At 69.4% G+C, this 17,699-nt stretch carries 19 protein-coding genes; 12 read left to right on the forward strand and 7 right to left on the reverse strand.

Annotation, left to right across the window (positions count from 1 at the left end; genetic code table 11):
- Nucleotides 1–18 precede the first annotated feature (18 nt).
- Nucleotides 19–1,380 (forward strand): glutamate--tRNA ligase, encoded by a 1,362-nt coding sequence (locus tag J2X65_RS17770; RefSeq protein ID WP_310203485.1) that lies wholly within the window; start codon nt 19–21, stop codon nt 1,378–1,380.
- Nucleotides 1,381–1,492: 112 nt separating this feature from the next.
- On the opposite strand, the gene J2X65_RS17775 is transcribed toward J2X65_RS17770, so the two are convergent.
- The gene (locus J2X65_RS17775; protein ID WP_310203488.1) at nt 1,493–2,518 is read right to left on the reverse strand and encodes a DUF2865 domain-containing protein; all 1,026 of its coding nucleotides are present in this window, start codon (nt 2,516–2,518) and stop codon (nt 1,493–1,495) included.
- 265 nt (nt 2,519–2,783) lie between these two features.
- On the opposite strand from J2X65_RS17775, the gene J2X65_RS17780 reads away from it, so the two are divergent.
- Nucleotides 2,784–3,314: a CreA family protein gene (locus J2X65_RS17780; protein ID WP_404977745.1), complete on the forward strand. Its 531-nt coding sequence runs from the start codon at nt 2,784–2,786 to the stop codon at nt 3,312–3,314.
- Between the two features lie 81 nt (nt 3,315–3,395).
- Here the strand turns inward: J2X65_RS17780 and J2X65_RS17785 are convergent, their stop codons facing one another.
- On the reverse strand, nt 3,396–3,758 hold the full coding sequence (locus J2X65_RS17785; protein WP_310203494.1) for a hypothetical protein: 363 nt from the start codon (nt 3,756–3,758) through the stop codon (nt 3,396–3,398).
- A 253-nt stretch (nt 3,759–4,011) separates the two neighbouring features.
- Between J2X65_RS17785 and cysS the strand changes: the two genes are divergently transcribed.
- Nucleotides 4,012–5,421, forward strand: coding sequence for a cysteine--tRNA ligase (gene cysS, locus J2X65_RS17790; RefSeq protein ID WP_310203497.1), 1,410 nt, complete (start codon nt 4,012–4,014; stop codon nt 5,419–5,421).
- On the forward strand, nt 5,418–5,930 hold the full coding sequence (locus J2X65_RS17795; protein WP_310203499.1) for a GNAT family N-acetyltransferase: 513 nt from the start codon (nt 5,418–5,420) through the stop codon (nt 5,928–5,930). The genes cysS and J2X65_RS17795 overlap by 4 nt, the downstream gene beginning before the upstream one ends.
- A gap of 23 nt (nt 5,931–5,953) precedes the next feature.
- On the opposite strand, the gene J2X65_RS17800 is transcribed toward J2X65_RS17795, so the two are convergent.
- Nucleotides 5,954–6,565 carry a TIGR00730 family Rossman fold protein gene (locus tag J2X65_RS17800; protein ID WP_310203503.1) on the reverse strand — a complete coding sequence of 204 codons (612 nt, stop codon included), beginning with the start codon at nt 6,563–6,565 and terminating at the stop codon, nt 5,954–5,956.
- Between the two features lie 125 nt (nt 6,566–6,690).
- Between J2X65_RS17800 and J2X65_RS17805 the strand changes: the two genes are divergently transcribed.
- The 5 genes from J2X65_RS17805 (at nt 6,691) to pssA (ending at nt 11,460) form a co-directional block, all read left to right on the forward strand.
- Nucleotides 6,691–7,197 (forward strand): peptide deformylase, encoded by a 507-nt coding sequence (locus J2X65_RS17805; protein WP_310203507.1) that lies wholly within the window; start codon nt 6,691–6,693, stop codon nt 7,195–7,197.
- Nucleotides 7,198–7,265: 68 nt separating this feature from the next.
- Nucleotides 7,266–7,727: a metalloregulator ArsR/SmtB family transcription factor gene (locus tag J2X65_RS17810; protein WP_310203510.1), complete on the forward strand. Its 462-nt coding sequence runs from the start codon at nt 7,266–7,268 to the stop codon at nt 7,725–7,727.
- Nucleotides 7,728–7,743: 16 nt separating this feature from the next.
- Nucleotides 7,744–9,663 (forward strand): ABC transporter ATP-binding protein/permease, encoded by a 1,920-nt coding sequence (locus tag J2X65_RS17815; RefSeq protein ID WP_310203513.1) that lies wholly within the window; start codon nt 7,744–7,746, stop codon nt 9,661–9,663.
- A gap of 160 nt (nt 9,664–9,823) precedes the next feature.
- Nucleotides 9,824–10,519, forward strand: coding sequence for a phosphatidylserine decarboxylase (locus tag J2X65_RS17820; protein ID WP_310203516.1), 696 nt, complete (start codon nt 9,824–9,826; stop codon nt 10,517–10,519).
- A 56-nt stretch (nt 10,520–10,575) separates the two neighbouring features.
- The gene (gene pssA, locus J2X65_RS17825) at nt 10,576–11,460 is read left to right on the forward strand and encodes a CDP-diacylglycerol--serine O-phosphatidyltransferase (protein WP_310203519.1); all 885 of its coding nucleotides are present in this window, start codon (nt 10,576–10,578) and stop codon (nt 11,458–11,460) included.
- A gap of 60 nt (nt 11,461–11,520) precedes the next feature.
- On the opposite strand, the gene J2X65_RS17830 is transcribed toward pssA, so the two are convergent.
- Together J2X65_RS17830 and J2X65_RS17835 are read right to left on the reverse strand one after the other, a co-directional pair.
- A complete protein-coding gene (locus J2X65_RS17830; RefSeq protein WP_310203522.1) occupies nt 11,521–11,784 on the reverse strand; it encodes a transferase in 264 nt (87 codons plus the stop codon).
- A 229-nt stretch (nt 11,785–12,013) separates the two neighbouring features.
- On the reverse strand, nt 12,014–12,604 hold the full coding sequence (locus J2X65_RS17835) for an AprI/Inh family metalloprotease inhibitor (RefSeq protein WP_310203525.1): 591 nt from the start codon (nt 12,602–12,604) through the stop codon (nt 12,014–12,016).
- Nucleotides 12,605–12,867: 263 nt separating this feature from the next.
- Here J2X65_RS17835 and J2X65_RS17840 point away from each other — a divergent pair, with 263 nt between their 5' ends.
- The gene (locus tag J2X65_RS17840; protein WP_310203528.1) at nt 12,868–13,641 is read left to right on the forward strand and encodes an SDR family NAD(P)-dependent oxidoreductase; all 774 of its coding nucleotides are present in this window, start codon (nt 12,868–12,870) and stop codon (nt 13,639–13,641) included.
- Nucleotides 13,642–13,660: 19 nt separating this feature from the next.
- Here the strand turns inward: J2X65_RS17840 and J2X65_RS17845 are convergent, their stop codons facing one another.
- A complete protein-coding gene (locus tag J2X65_RS17845; RefSeq protein WP_310203531.1) occupies nt 13,661–14,530 on the reverse strand; it encodes a LysR substrate-binding domain-containing protein in 870 nt (289 codons plus the stop codon).
- Nucleotides 14,531–14,723: 193 nt separating this feature from the next.
- Here J2X65_RS17845 and J2X65_RS17850 point away from each other — a divergent pair, with 193 nt between their 5' ends.
- Both J2X65_RS17850 and J2X65_RS17855 read left to right on the forward strand, forming a co-directional pair.
- Complete coding sequence (locus J2X65_RS17850; RefSeq protein ID WP_310203533.1) at nt 14,724–15,737, forward strand: DMT family transporter; 1,014 nt, start codon at nt 14,724–14,726, stop codon at nt 15,735–15,737.
- 105 nt (nt 15,738–15,842) lie between these two features.
- Complete coding sequence (locus J2X65_RS17855; RefSeq protein ID WP_213359948.1) at nt 15,843–16,181, forward strand: rhodanese-like domain-containing protein; 339 nt, start codon at nt 15,843–15,845, stop codon at nt 16,179–16,181.
- A gap of 124 nt (nt 16,182–16,305) precedes the next feature.
- Here J2X65_RS17855 and J2X65_RS17860 read toward each other — a convergent pair whose 3' ends face one another.
- Nucleotides 16,306–17,685: a transaminase gene (locus J2X65_RS17860; RefSeq protein WP_310203536.1), complete on the reverse strand. Its 1,380-nt coding sequence runs from the start codon at nt 17,683–17,685 to the stop codon at nt 16,306–16,308.
- Between the last annotated feature and the right edge of the window lie 14 nt (nt 17,686–17,699).

The raw sequence follows: 17,699 nt of genomic DNA on the forward strand, positions 1-17,699 counted from the left end.
CGGCGATAAGGCGGCACCATGAGCAACGCGCCCGTCCATCGCCCCGTTCTCCGCTTCGCCCCGTCGCCGACCGGCCTGCTGCATGTCGGCAACGCCCGCACCGCGCTCTACAACGCGCTGCTCGCCCGGCGCGAGGGCGGCACCTTCATCCTGCGCTACGACGACACCGACACCGCCCGCTCCACGCGCGCCTTCGCCGAGGCGATCGCGCAGGATCTGGCGTGGCTGGGCATCACCCCGGACCGTGTCGAGCGGCAGTCGGAGCGGCTGGCGCTCTACGATGCCGCCGCATCGCGGCTGAAGGCGCTCGGCCGCCTCTATCCCGCCTATGAGACCGAGGAGGAACTGGAGGCCCGCCGCCTGTCGCGCCGCCGGCGCGGCCTGCCGCCGGTCTATGACCGCGCGGCGCTAAAGCTCGCCGCCGAGGACCGCGCGCGCCTGGAGGCCGAGGGCCGGCGGCCGCATTGGCGCTTTCGGCTGGAGGGGCACCCGGTGGCGTGGGACGATCTCGTGCGCGGGCGCCAGAGCATCGATACCGCCGGCCTGTCGGACCCGGTGCTGGTGCGCGCCGACGGCTCCTATCTCTACACCTTCACCTCGGTGGTCGACGATATCGACATGGCCGTCACCCGGGTCATCCGCGGCGAGGACCACGTCACCAATACCGCGGTGCAGATCGAGATCATCGAAGCCCTTGGCGGGGCGGTGCCGGCTTTCGGCCACCACAATCTGCTCACTTTGCCGAGCGGGGAGGGCCTGTCGAAGCGGCTCGGCCATTTGTCGCTGCGGGCGCTGCGCGAGGAAGGCCAGGAGGCGCTCGCCGTGGCGGCGCTCGCCCTGTTCACCGGCACCTCGCTGGCGGTGGAGCCGGCGGCCGATCTCGATGCGCTGGCGGCGCGCATCGATCTCGCGGCGATTTCCCGCGCGCCGGCGCGCTTCGATCCGGCCGATCTGGCCGCGCTGACCGCCGGCACGCTGCATGTGCTGCCTTATCCGGCGGTGGAGGCGCGGCTCGCCGCGCTCGGCATCGGCGGCGGCGAGGCGTTCTGGCTGGCGGTGCGCGGCAATCTGGCGACCCTGGCGGATGCGGCGCTGTGGTGGCGAGTGGTCGAGGGGCCGGTGGCGCCGCGGGTCGCGCCCGAAGATGCGGACTTCCTCGCCCAGGCGGCCGCCCTGCTGCCGCCGCCGCCCTGGACCGGCGAGGTCTATGCCGATTGGCTGGCGGCGCTGAAGCCAGTGTCCGGCCGCAAGGGCCGGGCGCTGTTCCACCCGCTGCGCGCGGCGCTGACCGGCGCCGAAAGCGGGCCGGAGCTCAAGGCGCTGCTGCCGCTGATCGGGCGGGAGCGGGCGCATGCGCGCCTCAACGGCGCGGCGGCCTGAACGCAATCTCGCCCCGGCGCCGACGATCTGCGCCGGCGGCATGCGTGAGGGGCGCTCCCGGACCCGGCGCTATTGCGCCGGCGGCATCCGTGGGGCGCTCCCAGACCCGGCGCTATTGCGCCGGCGGCTGGGCGGGACGCGGCGTCGCCGGCGCGGCGCCGGGCTGGGTCGCCGGGCGCGGCTGCGACATCTCGCGCGAGGTGTCCTCGGTCACCACGATGTCGCCCTTGCGCAGCGTCGGGTCGGTATCGCTGCTGAGCGCCTGCGCCCAGCTCTTGCCGGCCGGGCGGCAGGAGCAGGCGGCGGAATACTGCTTCTTGTAGAGCAGCGCGTTGGGCAGCGACATGTAGGTCTGGCCGCTGACGCTGACCGCGCTCTCGATATCCTCGCCGGGGTTGCGGTAGACGAACAGCCGCGCCTCGGTGCCGGGGCACTGGCGCTGGCACATCGCCTCGTCGGAAGCGAATTTCGCGGCGGTGGCGGCATAGGAAATCGGGAAGAAGAAGCCATCGCAGGTGCGCACGCAGACGGTGCGGTAGTTGGAGGACTTCGGCAGCTCCATCTCCAGCGGCTGCGCGTCGATCGAGGGGGCCTCGTCCTCCTCCGACTGGCGCGGCACCCCGAACAGCTGCTCGAAGAAGTTGCGGGGCCGGCGCTCCGTGGCGGCGGCCCCGCGCGACTGACCGAGCGCGGCCTGGTATTGCGGGCCGCAATTGTTCTGCGCCAGGGCATAGATCAGCTGGCGGCGCTGTTCGTCATTGCCGCTGCGCTGGCCACGGGCCTCGATCATGGTACGGTCGAGCGCCGAGCGGGCCTGGGAGAGCCGGCGGTTCAGCCCCTCGCATTGCGGCGGCAGCTGCGGCTGGAAGATGAGGAAGCCGCGCTTGTCGCAGCCGAGCTGGCGGACCTGGCCGGACAGGTTGGCGATGTCCTGCTGCTGCTGCGCGATGACCGGGCCGAGATCGCGCTGGCTTCCATCGCCGCGGTTGAGCTGGGCGAGCTGCCCTTCCAGCCGGACGCAGGCGCCGGGATCGGATTGCGCCGCGGCGATGTCCGCGCCGAGCGCGAGCACGGCAAGCGCGGCGAAGCATGAGCGCAGGGCGGAGGCGCGGGAGCGGCGGGCACTGGCGGTCGTCATCGGTGGGTTCTGTCCTGCGCGTTCGGGCGGCGCGCGATGCCGCGCGCCAATCCATGGTTCCGCGCAACAAGCACGGCGAGATTGGCCAAAGTTTGAACCCGCATCCGGCCGGCAAGGCAAGAGGCAAGGAAACACCCGACGGATCGGGCCTGCCGAACCGGCTGGCGCCGGCATTGCCCGCCGCCGGGGCGGACGGCGCGTTGCGTGCGCCGCACCACACCCCATATCACGCTGGCCCCGGCTTTGGAGACACAAGTCCATGAACATGCGCCGCCTTCCTGCCCTCATCCTCGCCGTTGCGCTTGGCCTCGCGGCGGCGGTGGCACCGGGCCTCGACGGCACGGCACGCGCCGACGGGCCGGATCTGATCTTCAGGAAATCGACGGTGTGGAAATTCCTCACCCCCGACGACAAGCTCGCCACCTATGCCATCGACGATCCGATGGTCGAGGGCGTCGCCTGCTATTACACGGTGCCCGAGAAGGGCGGGGTTTCCGGCATGCTCGGCGTGGCCGAGGAGGTGTCGGACATTTCCATCGCCTGCCGCCAGGTCGGGCCGATCGCCTTCAAGGGCAAGTTCGAGCAGGGCGACGTGGTGTATCGCGAGAGCCGCTCGCTGATCTTCAAGAAGATGCAGATCGTGCGCGGCTGCGACGCCAAGCGCAATGTGCTGGTCTATCTGGTCTATTCCGACAAGCTGATCGACGGCAGCCCGAAGAACTCGACCGCCAGCGTCCCCGTCATGCCCTGGGGAGCGCAGACCGAGGCACCGCGCTGCGGCGACTTCGTGCGATAGTGGCGCAAAAGCAATAGCGGCGTGGAAAACGCAAAAGGGCCGGTCCAGCCGGCCCTTTTTCACCGGACGCCGCTTGGGCGATCAGCGGCAGGTGATGGCGACGGTATCCCGGCAGGAGCCGCCGGTGCAGGTGGTCTGCGCCGTCTTGGCGGCGACCGAGATGCGCAGCGCATCGCTGGTCACCTTGCCGAAGCTCACCGCGCGCTCGAAATCGTGCACGCGGCACCAGGCATCGGCAATGGCCTGGCCGCAGGTGCCGCCGGTGGCGACGCAGGTGTCGACGCCATAACCATCGGACATGTCGACGACAAAGATCTTGTCCACGGTCTCGGCCAGGGCGGCGGCCGGCGCGACGGCCGGGCCGATAGCGAAGAGCGCGGCGGCGAAAAGGGCGGGACGGAACATCGATGCGAGGGAGATGGCGGGGGAGATGACGGAGGACATGGCGGGGCACTTTTGCGGGGAGCTCGTCGGCAGCGAGCAGACAACGCAGCTGACGACAAAAAGTTTAAGCCCACGCTAAAGTTCGCAAGCGAACCGCACGCCGGCCTCGGCGGCGGTGGATAGCTTCCCGGTCTCGGGCGCGTCAACCGGGTTCGCCCGATCAGCGGTACGGCCTTGACGTGGCCGTGCAAACGGAACAAGAGGCGCGGCCTCCGTGCAACAGTGGACGGGGGCCCTGAGGGAAGGCGAACATATGTCGGCAGTTTCGGGAGCGGACAATTCGGGCACGGTGCTGCCCGAGCTCAAGCTCTACAACACGCTCACGCGTCAGCGGGAGAACTTCGCGCCGCTCGATCCGAAGCTGGTGCGGATGTATGTGTGCGGCCCGACCGTCTATGACCTCGCCCATATCGGCAATGCGCGCCCGGTGATCGTGTTCGATCTGGTGTACCGGCTGCTGCGCCATCTCTACGGGCCGGCGCACGTCAAATACGTGCGCAACATCACCGACGTCGACGACAAGATCAATGCGCGCGCGGCGCAGGACCATCCCGGGCTCGACCTCAACGAGGCGATCGCCAAGGTGACCTTCGCCACCGAGGCGCAGTTCCACGACGATCTCGAGGCGCTGGGCGTGCTCCACCCCGATGTCGAGCCCCGCGCCACCGAGCACATCGCCGAGATGCGCGAGCTGATCGAGCGCCTTGTCGCCTCCGGCCATGCCTATGTCGCCGAGGACCACGTGCTGTTTTCGGTGCCGGGCATGCCCGATTACGGCCAGCTCTCGCACCGGCCGCTGGAGGACATGATCGCCGGCGCCCGCGTCGACGTGGCGCCCTACAAGCGCGATGCCATGGATTTCGTGCTGTGGAAGCCCTCCAAGCCCGGCGAGCCGGGCTGGCCGTCTCCCGCCGGCATCGCCGCGCCCGGCCGTCCGGGCTGGCATATCGAGTGCTCGGCGATGAGCTGGAAGCATCTCGGCGAGACCTTCGACATCCATGGCGGCGGCATCGACCTCGTCTTCCCGCACCATGAGAACGAAGTGGCGCAGTCGCGCTGCGCCTTCCACACCGGCATCATGGCCAAGGTGTGGATGCATAACGGCTTCCTGCAGGTGGAAGGTGAGAAGATGTCGAAGTCGCTCGGCAATTTCGTCACCATCCGCGACCTTTTGGCCGATTGGCCGGGGGACGTGCTGCGCCTCAACATGCTCAAGACCCACTACCGTCAGCCGATCGACTGGACGGTGAAGGGGCTGGAGGAGAGCGCCAAGACCTTGGAGCAGTGGTTCGACGCCGCCGCCATCGAAGCCTATCCGCGCCCGGCACCGGCGGTGCTGGAGGCGCTGTGCGACGACCTCAACACCCCGAAGGCCATCGCCGAGATGCACGCGCTGAAGGACCATGCCGGCAAGAAGGCGCTGGCCGGCACGCTCGCCTTCCTCGGCTTCGAGGCGGCGCGCGTCGAGGCGTGGAGCGCCGCGCACGCGCCGGTGCTGGCGATTTCCGAAATCGAGATCGAGGCGCGGATCGCCGAGCGCATCGCCGCGCGGCGCAACCGCGATTTCGCCGCCTCCGACCGCATACGCGACGAGTTGCTCGCCCAGGGCGTGGCGCTGAAGGACAACAAGGACGGCACCACCAGCTGGGAGGCGAAGCGTTGAGCGACAGCAGCACGCGCCCGCCCGCCGCCAGTCTGCGCCCGTTTCTGCCCTCCGATACGCCGGCGCTCGCGGCCATCCTCTCGGCGGCGATCTTCGAGCTGACCAGCGAGGATTACGATCCCGACCAGCAGGAGGGCTGGGCCGCCGTGGTCGCCGACGAGGAAACGCTGGGCAAAAGGCTCGCCGGGGCCCTGACCCTGGTGGCCGAGCGCGACGGCGAGGTGGTGGGCTTCATTGCCCTGGCCGACAACAAGCACATCGACCTGCTCTATGTGCATCCGGAGGTCGCGGGGGAGGGCGTCGCGGCGGTGCTGTGCGACGCGATCGAGCGGCTGGCGCTGGCCCGCGGGGCGACGAGCCTGACCTGCGACGCCAGCGACACCGCGCTGGGCTTCTTCCAGAAGCGCGGCTACGTCGCCCGCCAGCGCAATTCGGTGCTGCGCGGCGCGGTCTGGCTCGGCGATACCACGGTCGAGAAGAAGCTGACGGGTGGGGCCGCCGGCGGCTGAGCGGCCGGCGCGCGCCCCGCGTCTCACATCCGGTCGAGCACCTGCTCCATCGCCTCGCCGTGCAGCTCGGTCTCCGGCACATTGGCCAGCGCGGCGGCGAGCTTCGGCATCACCGCGCGCACATTGTGGGCGACCAGCATCCGGATCGGCCGGGCGACATTGACGAAGCCGGTGCCCTGCATGTGCTCGAACAGCCGCAGCAGCGGATCCCAGAAGCCGGCGATATTGAGCACCATCACCGGCTTGCGGTGGCGGTTCAGCTGAACCCAGGTGAGCTGCTCGACCAGCTCTTCCAGCGTGCCGATGCCGCCGGGCAAGGCGAGGAAGGCGTCGGCACGCTCGAACATCAGCCGCTTGCGCTCGTGCATGTCGCGGGTGACGATCAGCTCGTGGGCGTATTCGAATGCCTGCTCCTTGCCGATCAGGAAATCCGGGATGATGCCGGTGACATGCCCGCCCGCCTCGGCGCAGGCGCGGGCGGTGGCGCCCATCAGCCCGACACCGCCGCCGCCATAGATGAGGCGGATGTTTTCCTGCGCCAGCAGCCGTCCCAGCTCCATGGCGGATTCGAGATAGATGGAGTCGTCCCCGCTGGCCGCCCCGCAATAAACGCATAAACTCTTGATCTTGGTCATGCCTCCATGATGCAGCGCAATGCGGGGCCGTCAAGCGGCGGCGCCGCCGCGGCGCGGGGTGAGACGGTGCGGAATCACCGCATCGATGGCATGGAGGCGCAAAGCAGCGAATTTCAGGTGGCGTGATGACGGCTCGACCTCTCGTAATGTTTCCCGATCGTCGCCTGAGCACGGCCGCCATGCCGGTGACGGCATTCGACGACGAACTGCGGCGACTTGCGCTCGATCTGGTCGACACGTTGCGGGCGGCGCCGGGCATCGGCATCACCGCCGGCCATGTCGGAGTGCCGCTGCGGGTGGTGGTGCTGGAACTGCCGGATGACCCGGAGCCCAGCCTCTACATCAATCCGGAACTGGTCTGGGTGTCCGAGGAGACCCAGCGTCACGCCGAGGGCAGCGTCTCCATGCCCGGCGCCACCGAGGAAATCGAGCGCCCGGCGAAGATAAGGCTGCGCTTTCAGGATCTCGACGGCACCTTCCATGAAGAGGAGGCCCAGGGCCTGCGCGCCGTCTGCCATCAGCACGAGATCGACCAGCTCGACGGCATCTTCTGGCTGCAGCGGCTGTCGCGGCTGAAGCGCGAGCGGGTGGTCAAGCGCTATGAAAAGCTGGGGCGCGCCGCGCCGAGGTGAGGGCCGGGCCTCGCGGCGCACGCGAGTGTCTTCCCAATGCCGCAATCATCGTCTATCGACGATGAACGATGACGGAAAATATCCCCAGCCCTGACGAGCTTCTGGCCGCCCGCCTGCGCGCGCTCGGCCATCCGGCACGGCTCGCGATCCTGCGTGCCCTGGCGGCGCGCGACACCTGCCTGTGCGGCGAGATCGTGCGGGGGCTGTCGCTGGCCCAGTCCACCGTCTCCCAGCATCTGAAGGTGCTGAAGGAGGCCGGGTTCATTGCCGGCACGGTCGAAGGGCCGCGCTCCTGCTATTGTCTCGACCGCGGCAATCTCGCCGCCTTTGCCGCCGAATTCTCCGGGCTGCTGGCGCAAGTGGCGGCTGCGGCCGCCCTGCCGATGGCGCCCGCCGCGACGGACACCCTCGAAAGCTGCAACCCTCCCATGCCGCGTCCGGCCGGGTCTCCCGCCGCCGAACGCTTGGAATCGGCGGCCGAACTCCCTATTTCCACAGCGTCCGCCGGCGAAATGCCGACCGGCTCCTGATCACCCGGAACATCCCATGTCCGCACCCGAGGCCGGCACGGCCCAGTCGCGCCGCACGACCAAGCCCGACGAACCGCCGCGCGGCAGCCTGCTGGTCGCGCTCAAGGGGCTGACGCCCTATCTGTGGCCGGCCGAGCGGCTCGATCTGCGCGCCCGCGTGCTGTGGGGCCTCCTGCTGCTGGTCGCCGCCAAGCTGACGACCATGGCGACGCCCTTCCTGTTCAAATGGGCGACGGACGCGGTGGCGGAAGGCGAGGGTGCCCATATCGGTACCGATGCCGTCAGCCTGATCATCGCCGCCCCGGTGGTGCTGACGCTCGGCTACGGCCTGTCGCGCATCGCCATGGCGGCGCTCACCCAGTGGCGCGACGGCCTGTTCGCCAAGGTGGCGATGCACGCGGTGCGCCGCCTCGCGCTGGAAACCTTCGAGCATATGCACGCGCTGTCGCTGCGCTTCCATCTGGAGCGCAAGACCGGCGGGCTGACGCGGGTGCTGGAGCGCTCCCGCGAGGGCATCGAGACCATCGTGCGCATGCTGGTGCTGCACCTCGCGCCGACCATCCTCGAATTCGCGCTGGTGGTGGTCATCCTCGTCTGGCAGTTCGACTGGCGCTATGCGGCCGCCGCCGTGGCGATGATCGGCGCCTACACGCTGTTCACCTTCGTGATGACCGAGTACCGGATGAACATCCGCCGCTCGATGAACGAGAGCGACACCGATGCCAACGCCAAGGCGGTGGACAGCCTGCTCAACTACGAGACGGTGAAGTATTTCGGCGCCGAGAAATGGGAGGCCGAGCGCTATGACCGCTCCATGGCCCGCTATGAGCGCGCCTCCATCCACACCCACACCTCGCTGGCCTGGCTGAACGCCGGGCAGGCGGTGATCTTCACCCTCGGCCTGACGGCGGTGATGGTGCTGTGCGTCTTCGATATCCGCGCCGGGCGGCAGTCGGTCGGCTCCTTCGTCATGGTCAACGCCATGATGGTCCAGCTCTACCAGCCGCTGAACTTCCTCGGCATGATCTATCGCGAGATCAAGCAGTCGCTGATCGACATCGAGGCGATGTTCGCCATCCTCGCCCGCAACCCGGAGGTGAAGGACGCGCCCGGCGCCCGGCCGCTGGTGCTGAAGGGTGCCGCCATCCGCTTCGAGGATGTGCGCTTCTCCTACGATCCCGAGCGCGAGATCCTCAAGGGCGTGTCCTTCGAGGTGCCGGCGGGGCAGACGGTGGCGATCGTCGGCCCGTCGGGCGCCGGCAAGTCGACCATCTCGCGGCTGCTCTACCGCTTTTACGACGTCGCCTCCGGCCGCATCACCATCGACGGCCAGGACGTCCGCACGGTGACGCAGGAGAGCCTGCGCGCCGCCATCGGCATGGTGCCGCAAGACACGGTGCTGTTCAACGACACGCTCGCCTATAACATCCGCTACGGCCGGCCGGGCGCGCCCGACGCCGAGGTCGAGCGCGCCGCCGAGTTGGCGCAGATCGACGGCTTCGTGAAGCGCACGCCCAAGGGTTACGCCACCGAGGTCGGCGAGCGCGGGCTGAAGCTCTCCGGCGGCGAGAAGCAGCGCGTCGCCATCGCCCGCACCATCCTCAAGGATCCGGCGATCCTCCTGCTCGACGAGGCGACCTCGGCACTCGACAGCCACACCGAGCGCGAGATCCAGGATGCGCTGGAGCGCATCTCGCGCGGGCGCACCACGCTGGTGGTGGCGCACCGGCTTTCCACCGTGGTGTCTGCCGACGAGATCATCGTGCTGGAGCATGGCCGCATCGCCGAGCGCGGCACCCATGCCGCGCTGATGGCGCGGGGCGGGTTGTACCATTCGATGTGGCAGCGTCAGCGCGAGGTCGACGAGGCCAAGGCGACGCTGTCGCGCGGCGAGGACGACCTCGACAGCCCGGCGGACACCGACGCCGCCGCCTGACGAAGGGGAAGGTTTCCGGCGGGTGGGGCGGCTGCGCCGGCTCATGCTGCGCGTCATTGCCCCATCCGCGCCGGGTGGCCCCGCGTGCCGGCGGCCGGCGGCGATTTGACGTGCCCCCCGCGCGGCACTACCTGTGCCTCAGCTTTGTGCGGGAGACGTCATGTCGGTCATCGATTCCATCCGCGGCGGCCTCGTGCCGATCCACCGCGAGGGTTATCCCTTCATCCTGATAGGGATCGCCGTCGCGCTGCTGTTGCTGTGGCTGCTGCCGCCGCTCGGCTGGATCGCGGTGCTGATCACCGTGTGGATCTGTTATTTCTTCCGCGATCCCGAGCGGGTCACCCCGTTGCGCGAGGGGCTGGTGGTCTCCCCTGCCGATGGGCGGGTCTGCCTTGTCGGGCCGGCGGTGCCGCCGCCGGAGCTCGGCCTCGGCGTGGAACCCATGTCGCGCATCTGCATTTTCATGAACGTGTTCGATGTGCATGTGAACCGGTCGCCCCTGGCCGGCCGCATCGAGCGCATCGCCTACAAGCCGGGCAAATTCCTGTCCGCCGATCTCGACAAGGCGAGCGAGGACAATGAGCGCAACGGCCTCGTGCTCGACACCGCGCTGGGCCGCATCGGCGTGGTGCAGATCGCCGGGATGGTGGCGCGACGCATCGTCGGCTTCAAGCAGGAAGGCGACCTGCTGGCGCCCGGCCAGCGCTTCGGGCTGATCCGCTTTGGCTCGCGGGTGGACGTGTATCTGCCGGCCGGCATCGCCCCGCTGGTTGCCGAGGGGCAGCGCGCCGTGGCCGGCGAGACCGTGCTGGCCGATGCCGCGGCGGCCGGCGGCCTGACCTTTCGGGTGGATTGAGCGCAGGACCAGCCCGGGCCGATCCGGTGCCTGCCAGATGTGAGCGAGACGGAGCGATGTCGAACTTCTTCGTGCCCTTCGAGCCCGATTCCGATGCCCCCGAGCCGCCGCGCCGGCGTTTCCAGGCGGTGCCGGCGCGCATCCTCATCCCGAACCTGGTGACGCTGCTGGCGCTGTGCGCCGGCCTCACCGGCATCCGCATGGCGATCGAGGGGCGCATGGAGCTGGCGCTGGGCGCCATCGTGCTGGCCGCCGTGCTCGACGGCATGGACGGCCGCCTTGCCCGCATGCTGAAGGGCACCTCGCGCTTCGGCGCCGAGCTCGACAGCCTGTCCGACTTTGTCTGCTTCGGCGTGGCGCCAGGGCTGGTGCTCTATATGTGGGGGCTGGAATCACTCGGCTCGATCGGCTGGATCGCCGCGCTTGCCTTCGCCATCTGCGCGGCGCTGCGGCTCGCCCGCTTCAACGTCATGCTGGAAGACCCCAACCGCCCGGCCTTCGCCGCCGATTTCTTCACCGGCGTGCCGGCGCCGCTCGGGGCCATCTGCGTGCTGCTGCCGGTCTATATCGAGCTGATCGGCCTGCCGCGCCTCGTCGCCTCGCCGGCGGTCGCGGCATTCTACACGCTGGTGATCGCGCTGCTGATGGTATCGAAGCTGCCGGCTTATTCCGGCAAGAAGCTTGGCAGCCGCATCCCGCGCGATGCGGTACTGCCGCTCTTCGTCTGCATCGTGCTGTTCGTGGCGGTGCTGGTCACCTGGCCGTGGACGGTGCTGTCGGTGCTGTCGGTCGCCTATCTGGCGGCGCTGCCCTTCTCGGCGCTGCGCTTCGCCCGCCTGTCCCGCGAGCACGAGGCCCGGCTCAAGGCCGCGAAGGCCGCCGGTTTTCCGCCGGCTCATGCCGGCGAGACGGCCGAGGGACGTCCGGAACAGCTCAATTGAAGACGGCGCCCCGATCGTCTCGGGGCGCCCGGCGGGCCGATGGCCGGCAGAAAAAGGCGGTCAGCGCGCGCGGTCGGCCATGGCGGCGACGCGTGCGGCAAGCGGGGCCGCCGGAAACGCCTGGCGCAGGATCTTCAGTGCTTCGGCATCGCTGCGCGGGCGCGCCATGTCGAGATGGCTGCGCATCAGCGCGGCGACGGAAGGGATTTCGGGCATCCGGCGCGGCAAGGCGGGGGCTGTCGCCCGCTCCTCGATCGACAGCGCCCGCAAGGGCTCGTCGTCCCGTGTCGCGCCCGTCGGCACCGTTCCCTCATTCCCCAGCATGACCGCCTCCGATCGGAACCGCGAATCAATCAGCTTTTCTCATGCCCAGCATGAGCCAGCGTCGCCGATAACGCACGAACTAATAGCTGGTTCCCAGCTTCGTGAATACGACGTGTTATTACCAACACCTCGACAGTGGACGAAGACTGGCGGAAGCGGCTGAGGATTTATTTCGAATACTGTCTTATTTGTTTCACAAATGCCCGGAAGAACGCAGGCATGCCGGCCGTCAGGTGCGGCTGAGCGACACCTTGGCGCCATCGCCGGTGGCGACGCCGTCATAATGGCCGTTGCCGGCGGGCTGCAGCCGGGCGGTGACCTTGCCGAGATGATTCTGCAGCACGATCTCGCTGCCCCAGACATCCCAGCCTTTGGTCATGAAGATGTCGTTCGGGCAGCCGACATCGGCATTGGCGGCGAAGCCGGACATGCCGCGCTCGGTGGAAAGCGTCAGCTTGCAGCTCTTGGCGCCATTGTCCCAGCTGAAGCTCCAGTTGCCGGCGAGCTGGGTGCGCGTCGCCCCCGGCTCGGCATAGGCGACGCCGCCGGGAGCGGAGGCGGCGGGCTGGGTCAGCGGCACCGATGTCGCGGCGCTGGCGGTTTGGCGCGGGGTCACCGCATCGCCGGCGGTGGCGGCGCTGGCGCCGGTCGGGGCAGGCGAGGGCACCGGCGCGCTTTCCACGGCGCCGGTCGGGGCGGGGGTGATCGTGTTGGCGTCGACCGCCGCGGTCTTGTGTTCGCCAAATCCGTCCAGCGCGGTGCTGCATCCTGCAAGCAGGATCGCGGCGGCTGAGACGGCGGCGACGGCGGTGAACTTCATGGACTTCAAACTCCTGCTACGCCCGCGCCGGCCATGCTCCGGAACACATGACCCTTTTTCGGCCATGTGTCCGCTCGTGCAAGTGTTTTCTTGTCGCCGAGGATCATGGCGTCAGCGTGGCCCCGCTGCGGCAGCCGGTAGTCGGAGAGGCGACTTGGCGGAATGGAGAACGAAGTCTTAATGCCGCGCATGCCTGATGCCGCCGGGCGGTGGACGCGGCGCCGGCACCGCGCTATGTGCGGTGCAGCAAGAGGAGGCGCCCCATGTCCGGCTACCAGATGCTCGATCCTTCGACCCTCGTTGTTCTGATCACCGGCGCCACCTCCGGCATCGGCGCGGCCACGGCGCGGCGTTTTGTCCTCGCCGGCGCCAAGGTGATCGCCACCGGCCGCCGCGCCGACCGTCTCATCGCCCTGCGCGACGAGCTCGGTCCGAACCTCCTGCCGCTGGAAGTGGACGTGCGCGACAATGAGGCGTTCGTCGCCGCCATTGCCGGCCTGCCGCCGGCCTTTGCCGGCATCAACATCGTCTTCGCCAATGCCGGCCTCGCCCTCGGCCTCGACCCCGCCCACAAGGCGAGCCTGAAGGACTGGGAGGACATGGTCGACACCAACATCAAGGGCCTGCTCTACACCGTGCGCGCCGTGCTGCCGGGCATGGTGGAGCGCGGCGCCGGCCATGTGGTGTTCACCGGCTCCGTCGCCGGCGACTACGCCTATCCGGGCGGCAATGCCTATGGCGGCACCAAGGCGTTCGTGAAGCAGTTCGCGCTGAACCTGCAGGCCGATCTGCTCGGCACGCCGGTGCGCGTCACCAATATCGAGCCGGGCATGGTGGAGACCGAGTTCTCGCTGGTCCGCTTCCACGGCGACGCCGGCAAGTCCGAATCCGTTTATGACGGCATCGAGGCGCTCACCGCCGAGGACATCGCCGAGCAGATCTTCTTCTGCTGTACCGTGCCGCGGCACGTGAACATCAACAGCCTGCAAGTGTTCCCGGTGGCGCAGGGCTTCGCCGGCTTCAAGGTGGCGCGCTGAATTCAGGCGCGGCCTCGCCTCACGCCGCCGCCACCGCACTCGGCGCCGCCAGCGCGGAGCGCAGCGTGTCGGCGAGCCGGCGCGCCGCCGTCGAGGCGTTCGGCGACAGCAGCATGCCGATCTCCAGATCCGGCAGCGGCGGCAGGCCTTCGCCGGCGCCGAGGCGGCGCCATTCCGGCGGTGCCGCGCATTCGGCCATTGCGGTAAGGCACAGCCCGGTCTCCACCGCCGAATAGATGCCGCCCTGCGAGGACGAGGTGCAGGCGACCCGCCAGCGCAGCCCGGCTTCGTCGAGCGCGGCGGCGATATGCGGGCGGGCGCGGCAGCCGGTGGGAAACAGCGCCAGCGGCAGCGGATCCTGCCGCTCCGGACGATGGCCGCGGGCGGCCAGCCAGAGCAGCTTCTCGCGCTTCAGCAATTCGCCGGTTGGCCGGCTGAGGTCGCGGGTGAACAAGGCGACGTCGATCTGCCCGCGCTCCACTTCCGGCTCAAGCGTCTTGGAGAGGTCGCAACGGATGGAGATCTCCACCCGCGGATAGGCGGCGGCGAAGCGGGCGATCACCGGCGTGAAATAAGCGTCGACATAATCGTCCGGCATGCCGAGCCGCACGCTGCCCTCAGGGGTGCCGCCCTTGAGGTCGGCAAGCGCCTCGCTCTCGAAGGCGAGCATGCGGCGCGCATGCGCCACCAGCCGCTCGCCGGTCTCGGTCAGGGCGATGCCGCGGCGCGAGCGCTCCAGCAGCCGCACGCCGAGATTTTCTTCCAGCTGCGCGATGCGCGCCGAGACCGCCGACTGGGTGCGCCCGACCCGCTCCGCCGCTGCCGTGAAGCCGCCATTGTCGACCACGGCGATGAGCATGCCGAGCGATTCGGTATCGAGATGACGCATGGTGAGATCCGGGCGTTCAGGTTCGGCCATACTATCAAATTTGCTCATCCATTCACAAATTAAATTCGTTTTCACGATCCTGATGCATCGTGCTAGGGCAAAATCAGATCAACGGATGCCCATATGTCGAGCAGATTGCTCGCAGCCGGGGCACCGGCCGATCCACTCCACCTGGAACCTTCCGAGCCGGCTCATGTCTCCGCCTCCTCCCATCTCCGCCGCCCTGTCGCCGACAGGTGTGGACGATACTGCGTTGCTGTCCCCGATAGCGGTCGCGGCGGACGAGGCGCGACTGCGCCGGCAGGCATTCGGGGCGGTGCTGCTGGCGGCGGCGATCATCGGCTTCTCGCCGATTCTGGTGCGCCTGTCCGATGTCGGGCCGGCGGCGATCGGGTTCTGGCGGCTGTTCTTCTCGCTTGGGCCTACCGCGCTGTGGGCGCTGGCCGAGCGGCGGGAGGCGCGGCTGCATGCGCGGATCCGGGCGCAGACCGCGCCGCGTCTCACCTGGCGGCAGATGCTGCTGGTGGCGGCGGCCGGAATCGCCTTCGGCGCCGACCTCATCCTGTTCCATGCCGGCCTCGCCCGCACCAGCACCGCCAATGGCGTGCTGATCGGCAATCTCTACGTCATCTTCGTCTTCGCGCTCGGCTGGATGTGCCTCGGCGAGCGGCCGACGCGCGGCCTGCTGCTGGCGCTCGGCTTCGCCCTGGCGGGCGCCGCGCTCATCGTCGGATCGAGCCTTGGCGGCAGCGGCCGGCCGGGCAGCGTCGTCGGCGACCTGTTCTGCGTCGGCGGCGCGCTGGCCTATGCCTTCTACATGCTATTCGTGCGCATTCTGCGCCGTCCGAGCCCGGGTCGGCCGGCGCTCGGCGGTGGCATGACGGCGCTGCTCTCCAGCGCGGTGGGCATGGTGATGTGCCTCGTCTGGGCGCTGGCGGCCGGCGAGCGCATCATGCCGGCGGGCATGGACGGGCTGCTCGCGGTGGCGGCGCTGGGTGCCATCGTGCATGCCGGCGGGCAGGGGCTCACCACCTTCGCCCTCGGCCGGCTGCCGGCCGGGGTGATTTCCATGGTGATGCTGCTGCAGATTCTGGTCGGCACCGCCCTGGCGGCGCTGCTGTTCCGGGAAATCCCGCCGATGCTGGTGCTGGTCGGCGGCGGGCTTCTGGTGGCCGGCGTGGTGGCGGCGCGTCCGCGTAGCGCCTGACGCCGCGCGGCTCCGTTCTCGGGACGCAGGCTTGTTGCGGGACGCGGGGCTTGCGTCGCCGCCCCGGCGGGATTAGGTCCAAGGCAGTTGCAAGGAGTGCGCGCGATGCAGCCCAATCCGTTCGGTGGCGTGATCGAACATTTGTCGGTCGACGAGGTGAAGGCCGGTCTCGAGAACGGCACCATCCTTCTCGTCGATGTGCGCGAGCCGAACGAACTTGCCGCCGAGCGCATTCCCGGCGCCGTCGAGTTCCCGCTCTCTACCTTCGACGCCGCGGCGCTGCCCGATCCCGGCGACAAGACGCTGGTGTTCTCTTGCCGCTCCGGCCAGCGCTCGCAAAAGGCGGCCGCCGCCGCGCAGGCGGCCGGTCACGATCTGCACCGCCACATGGCGGGCGGCATCCTCGCCTGGAAGGAAGCCGGCTTTCCCACCGAGCAGGGCTGAGCCGCACAAGGAACGCGTCACGGCTTCTCTTGTTTCGCTTCAGGATCGCGCTTCAAGGCACTGACATTGAAGCGATTCTTCTGCCAGTCAGCGCAGGGGAGGTTGCTCCTCGGGAGGCTGCCGCCTACCCGGCCAGCCGCCCCAGCACCTCGCCCATAGCCCGGCCCATGCGCTCGACCTGATCCGCCGCCGTCGACGGGCTGGCCAGCATCATGTCGTGGAACGGCGAGATCAGCGTGCCGCGCACCAGCATGGCGAGGTGGATCGTCGCCTCCAAGGCGCCGAAATGCGCCGCCTTCGCCTCGGCGCCGTTGCGCAGGGGGCGCGGCGCCCGCACCACCTCGACGCGGGCGCCGCAGCGGGCGACATGCCAGGGCAGGGCCGCCCTGGCGATCACCGTGTCGAGCGTTGCCTGCATGGCGTCGGCGGTGGCGTTCATGTGGGCGTAGGCGGCTTCCGTCGCGACCTCCTCCAGCGTCGCGCGCAAGGCCGCGAGCTGCAGCGGGCTGCCCGACAGCGTGGTGCCGATGCCGGAATGGCCGGGCGGCACGCTGGCCCGCGCCGCGTTCAGCCGCGCGACCACTTCCTCGCTCATGCCCCACACCGCCGCCGGTACGCCGCCGGCGATCGCCTTGCCGACCACGAACAGGTCCGGCTCCAGCCCGAAGGCGCGGCTATAGCCGCCCGGTCCGGTGGAGAGCGTGTGGGTCTCGTCGATCAGCAGCAGGGTGCCATGGCGGCGGGCGAGTTCGCGCAGGCCCTCATGGAAGCCCGGCTGCGGCAGCACCATGGCGCAATTGGTCATCGCCGGCTCGGTGATGACGCAGGCGACCGTGCCGTCCTTGAGCGCTGCCTCCACCGCGTCGAGGTCGTTGAACGGCGCCACCCGCGTCAGCTCGCTGAGGTCGCGCGGCTCGCCGACGAGGCCGGCCTTGTTGGCGGGCCGGCCGGCGCGGTCGAGCTCGACGAAGGTTTCGTCGACCGCGCCGTGATAGGCGCCATCGAACACCAGAATGCGCGGCCGCCCCGTCGCCGCGCGGGCGGCGCGGATGGCGAAGCGGTTGGCATCGCTGGCGGTGGTGGCGATCTGCCACTTGCCGAGGCCGAAGCGCGCCGCCAGCAGGTCGCCGACAACAGCCGCATCCGGGCTGGGCAGCATGGTGGCGAGACCGCACGCGGCCTGCTCGATCAGCGCCCGGCGCACCGGCGCCGGCCCATGGCCGAACAGCGCCGCGGTGTCGCCGAGGCAGAAATCGTCATAGGTGTTGCCGTCGATATCGACGAGGCGCGCGCCGGTCGCTTCCGCCACCACCAGCGGCACCGGCGTCGACCAGTCGCTCATCCAGTGCATCGGCACGCCTTCGAACAGGTGCGCCGCCGCGCCGGCCGCCGCCCGTGTCTTCGGGCGGGTGCCGAGATAGAGCGCCTCGGCTTCGGCGCGCAACGCGGTGACGCGCGCCGGATCGATGCCGCCCTGCTCGGAAGCAACGAAAGGCGCGTTCATCGGCATAGCCTCCC

The sequence above is a fragment of the Ancylobacter sp. 3268 genome, from assembly GCF_031456575.1.
Taxonomy (GTDB): Bacteria; Pseudomonadota; Alphaproteobacteria; order Rhizobiales; family Xanthobacteraceae; genus Ancylobacter.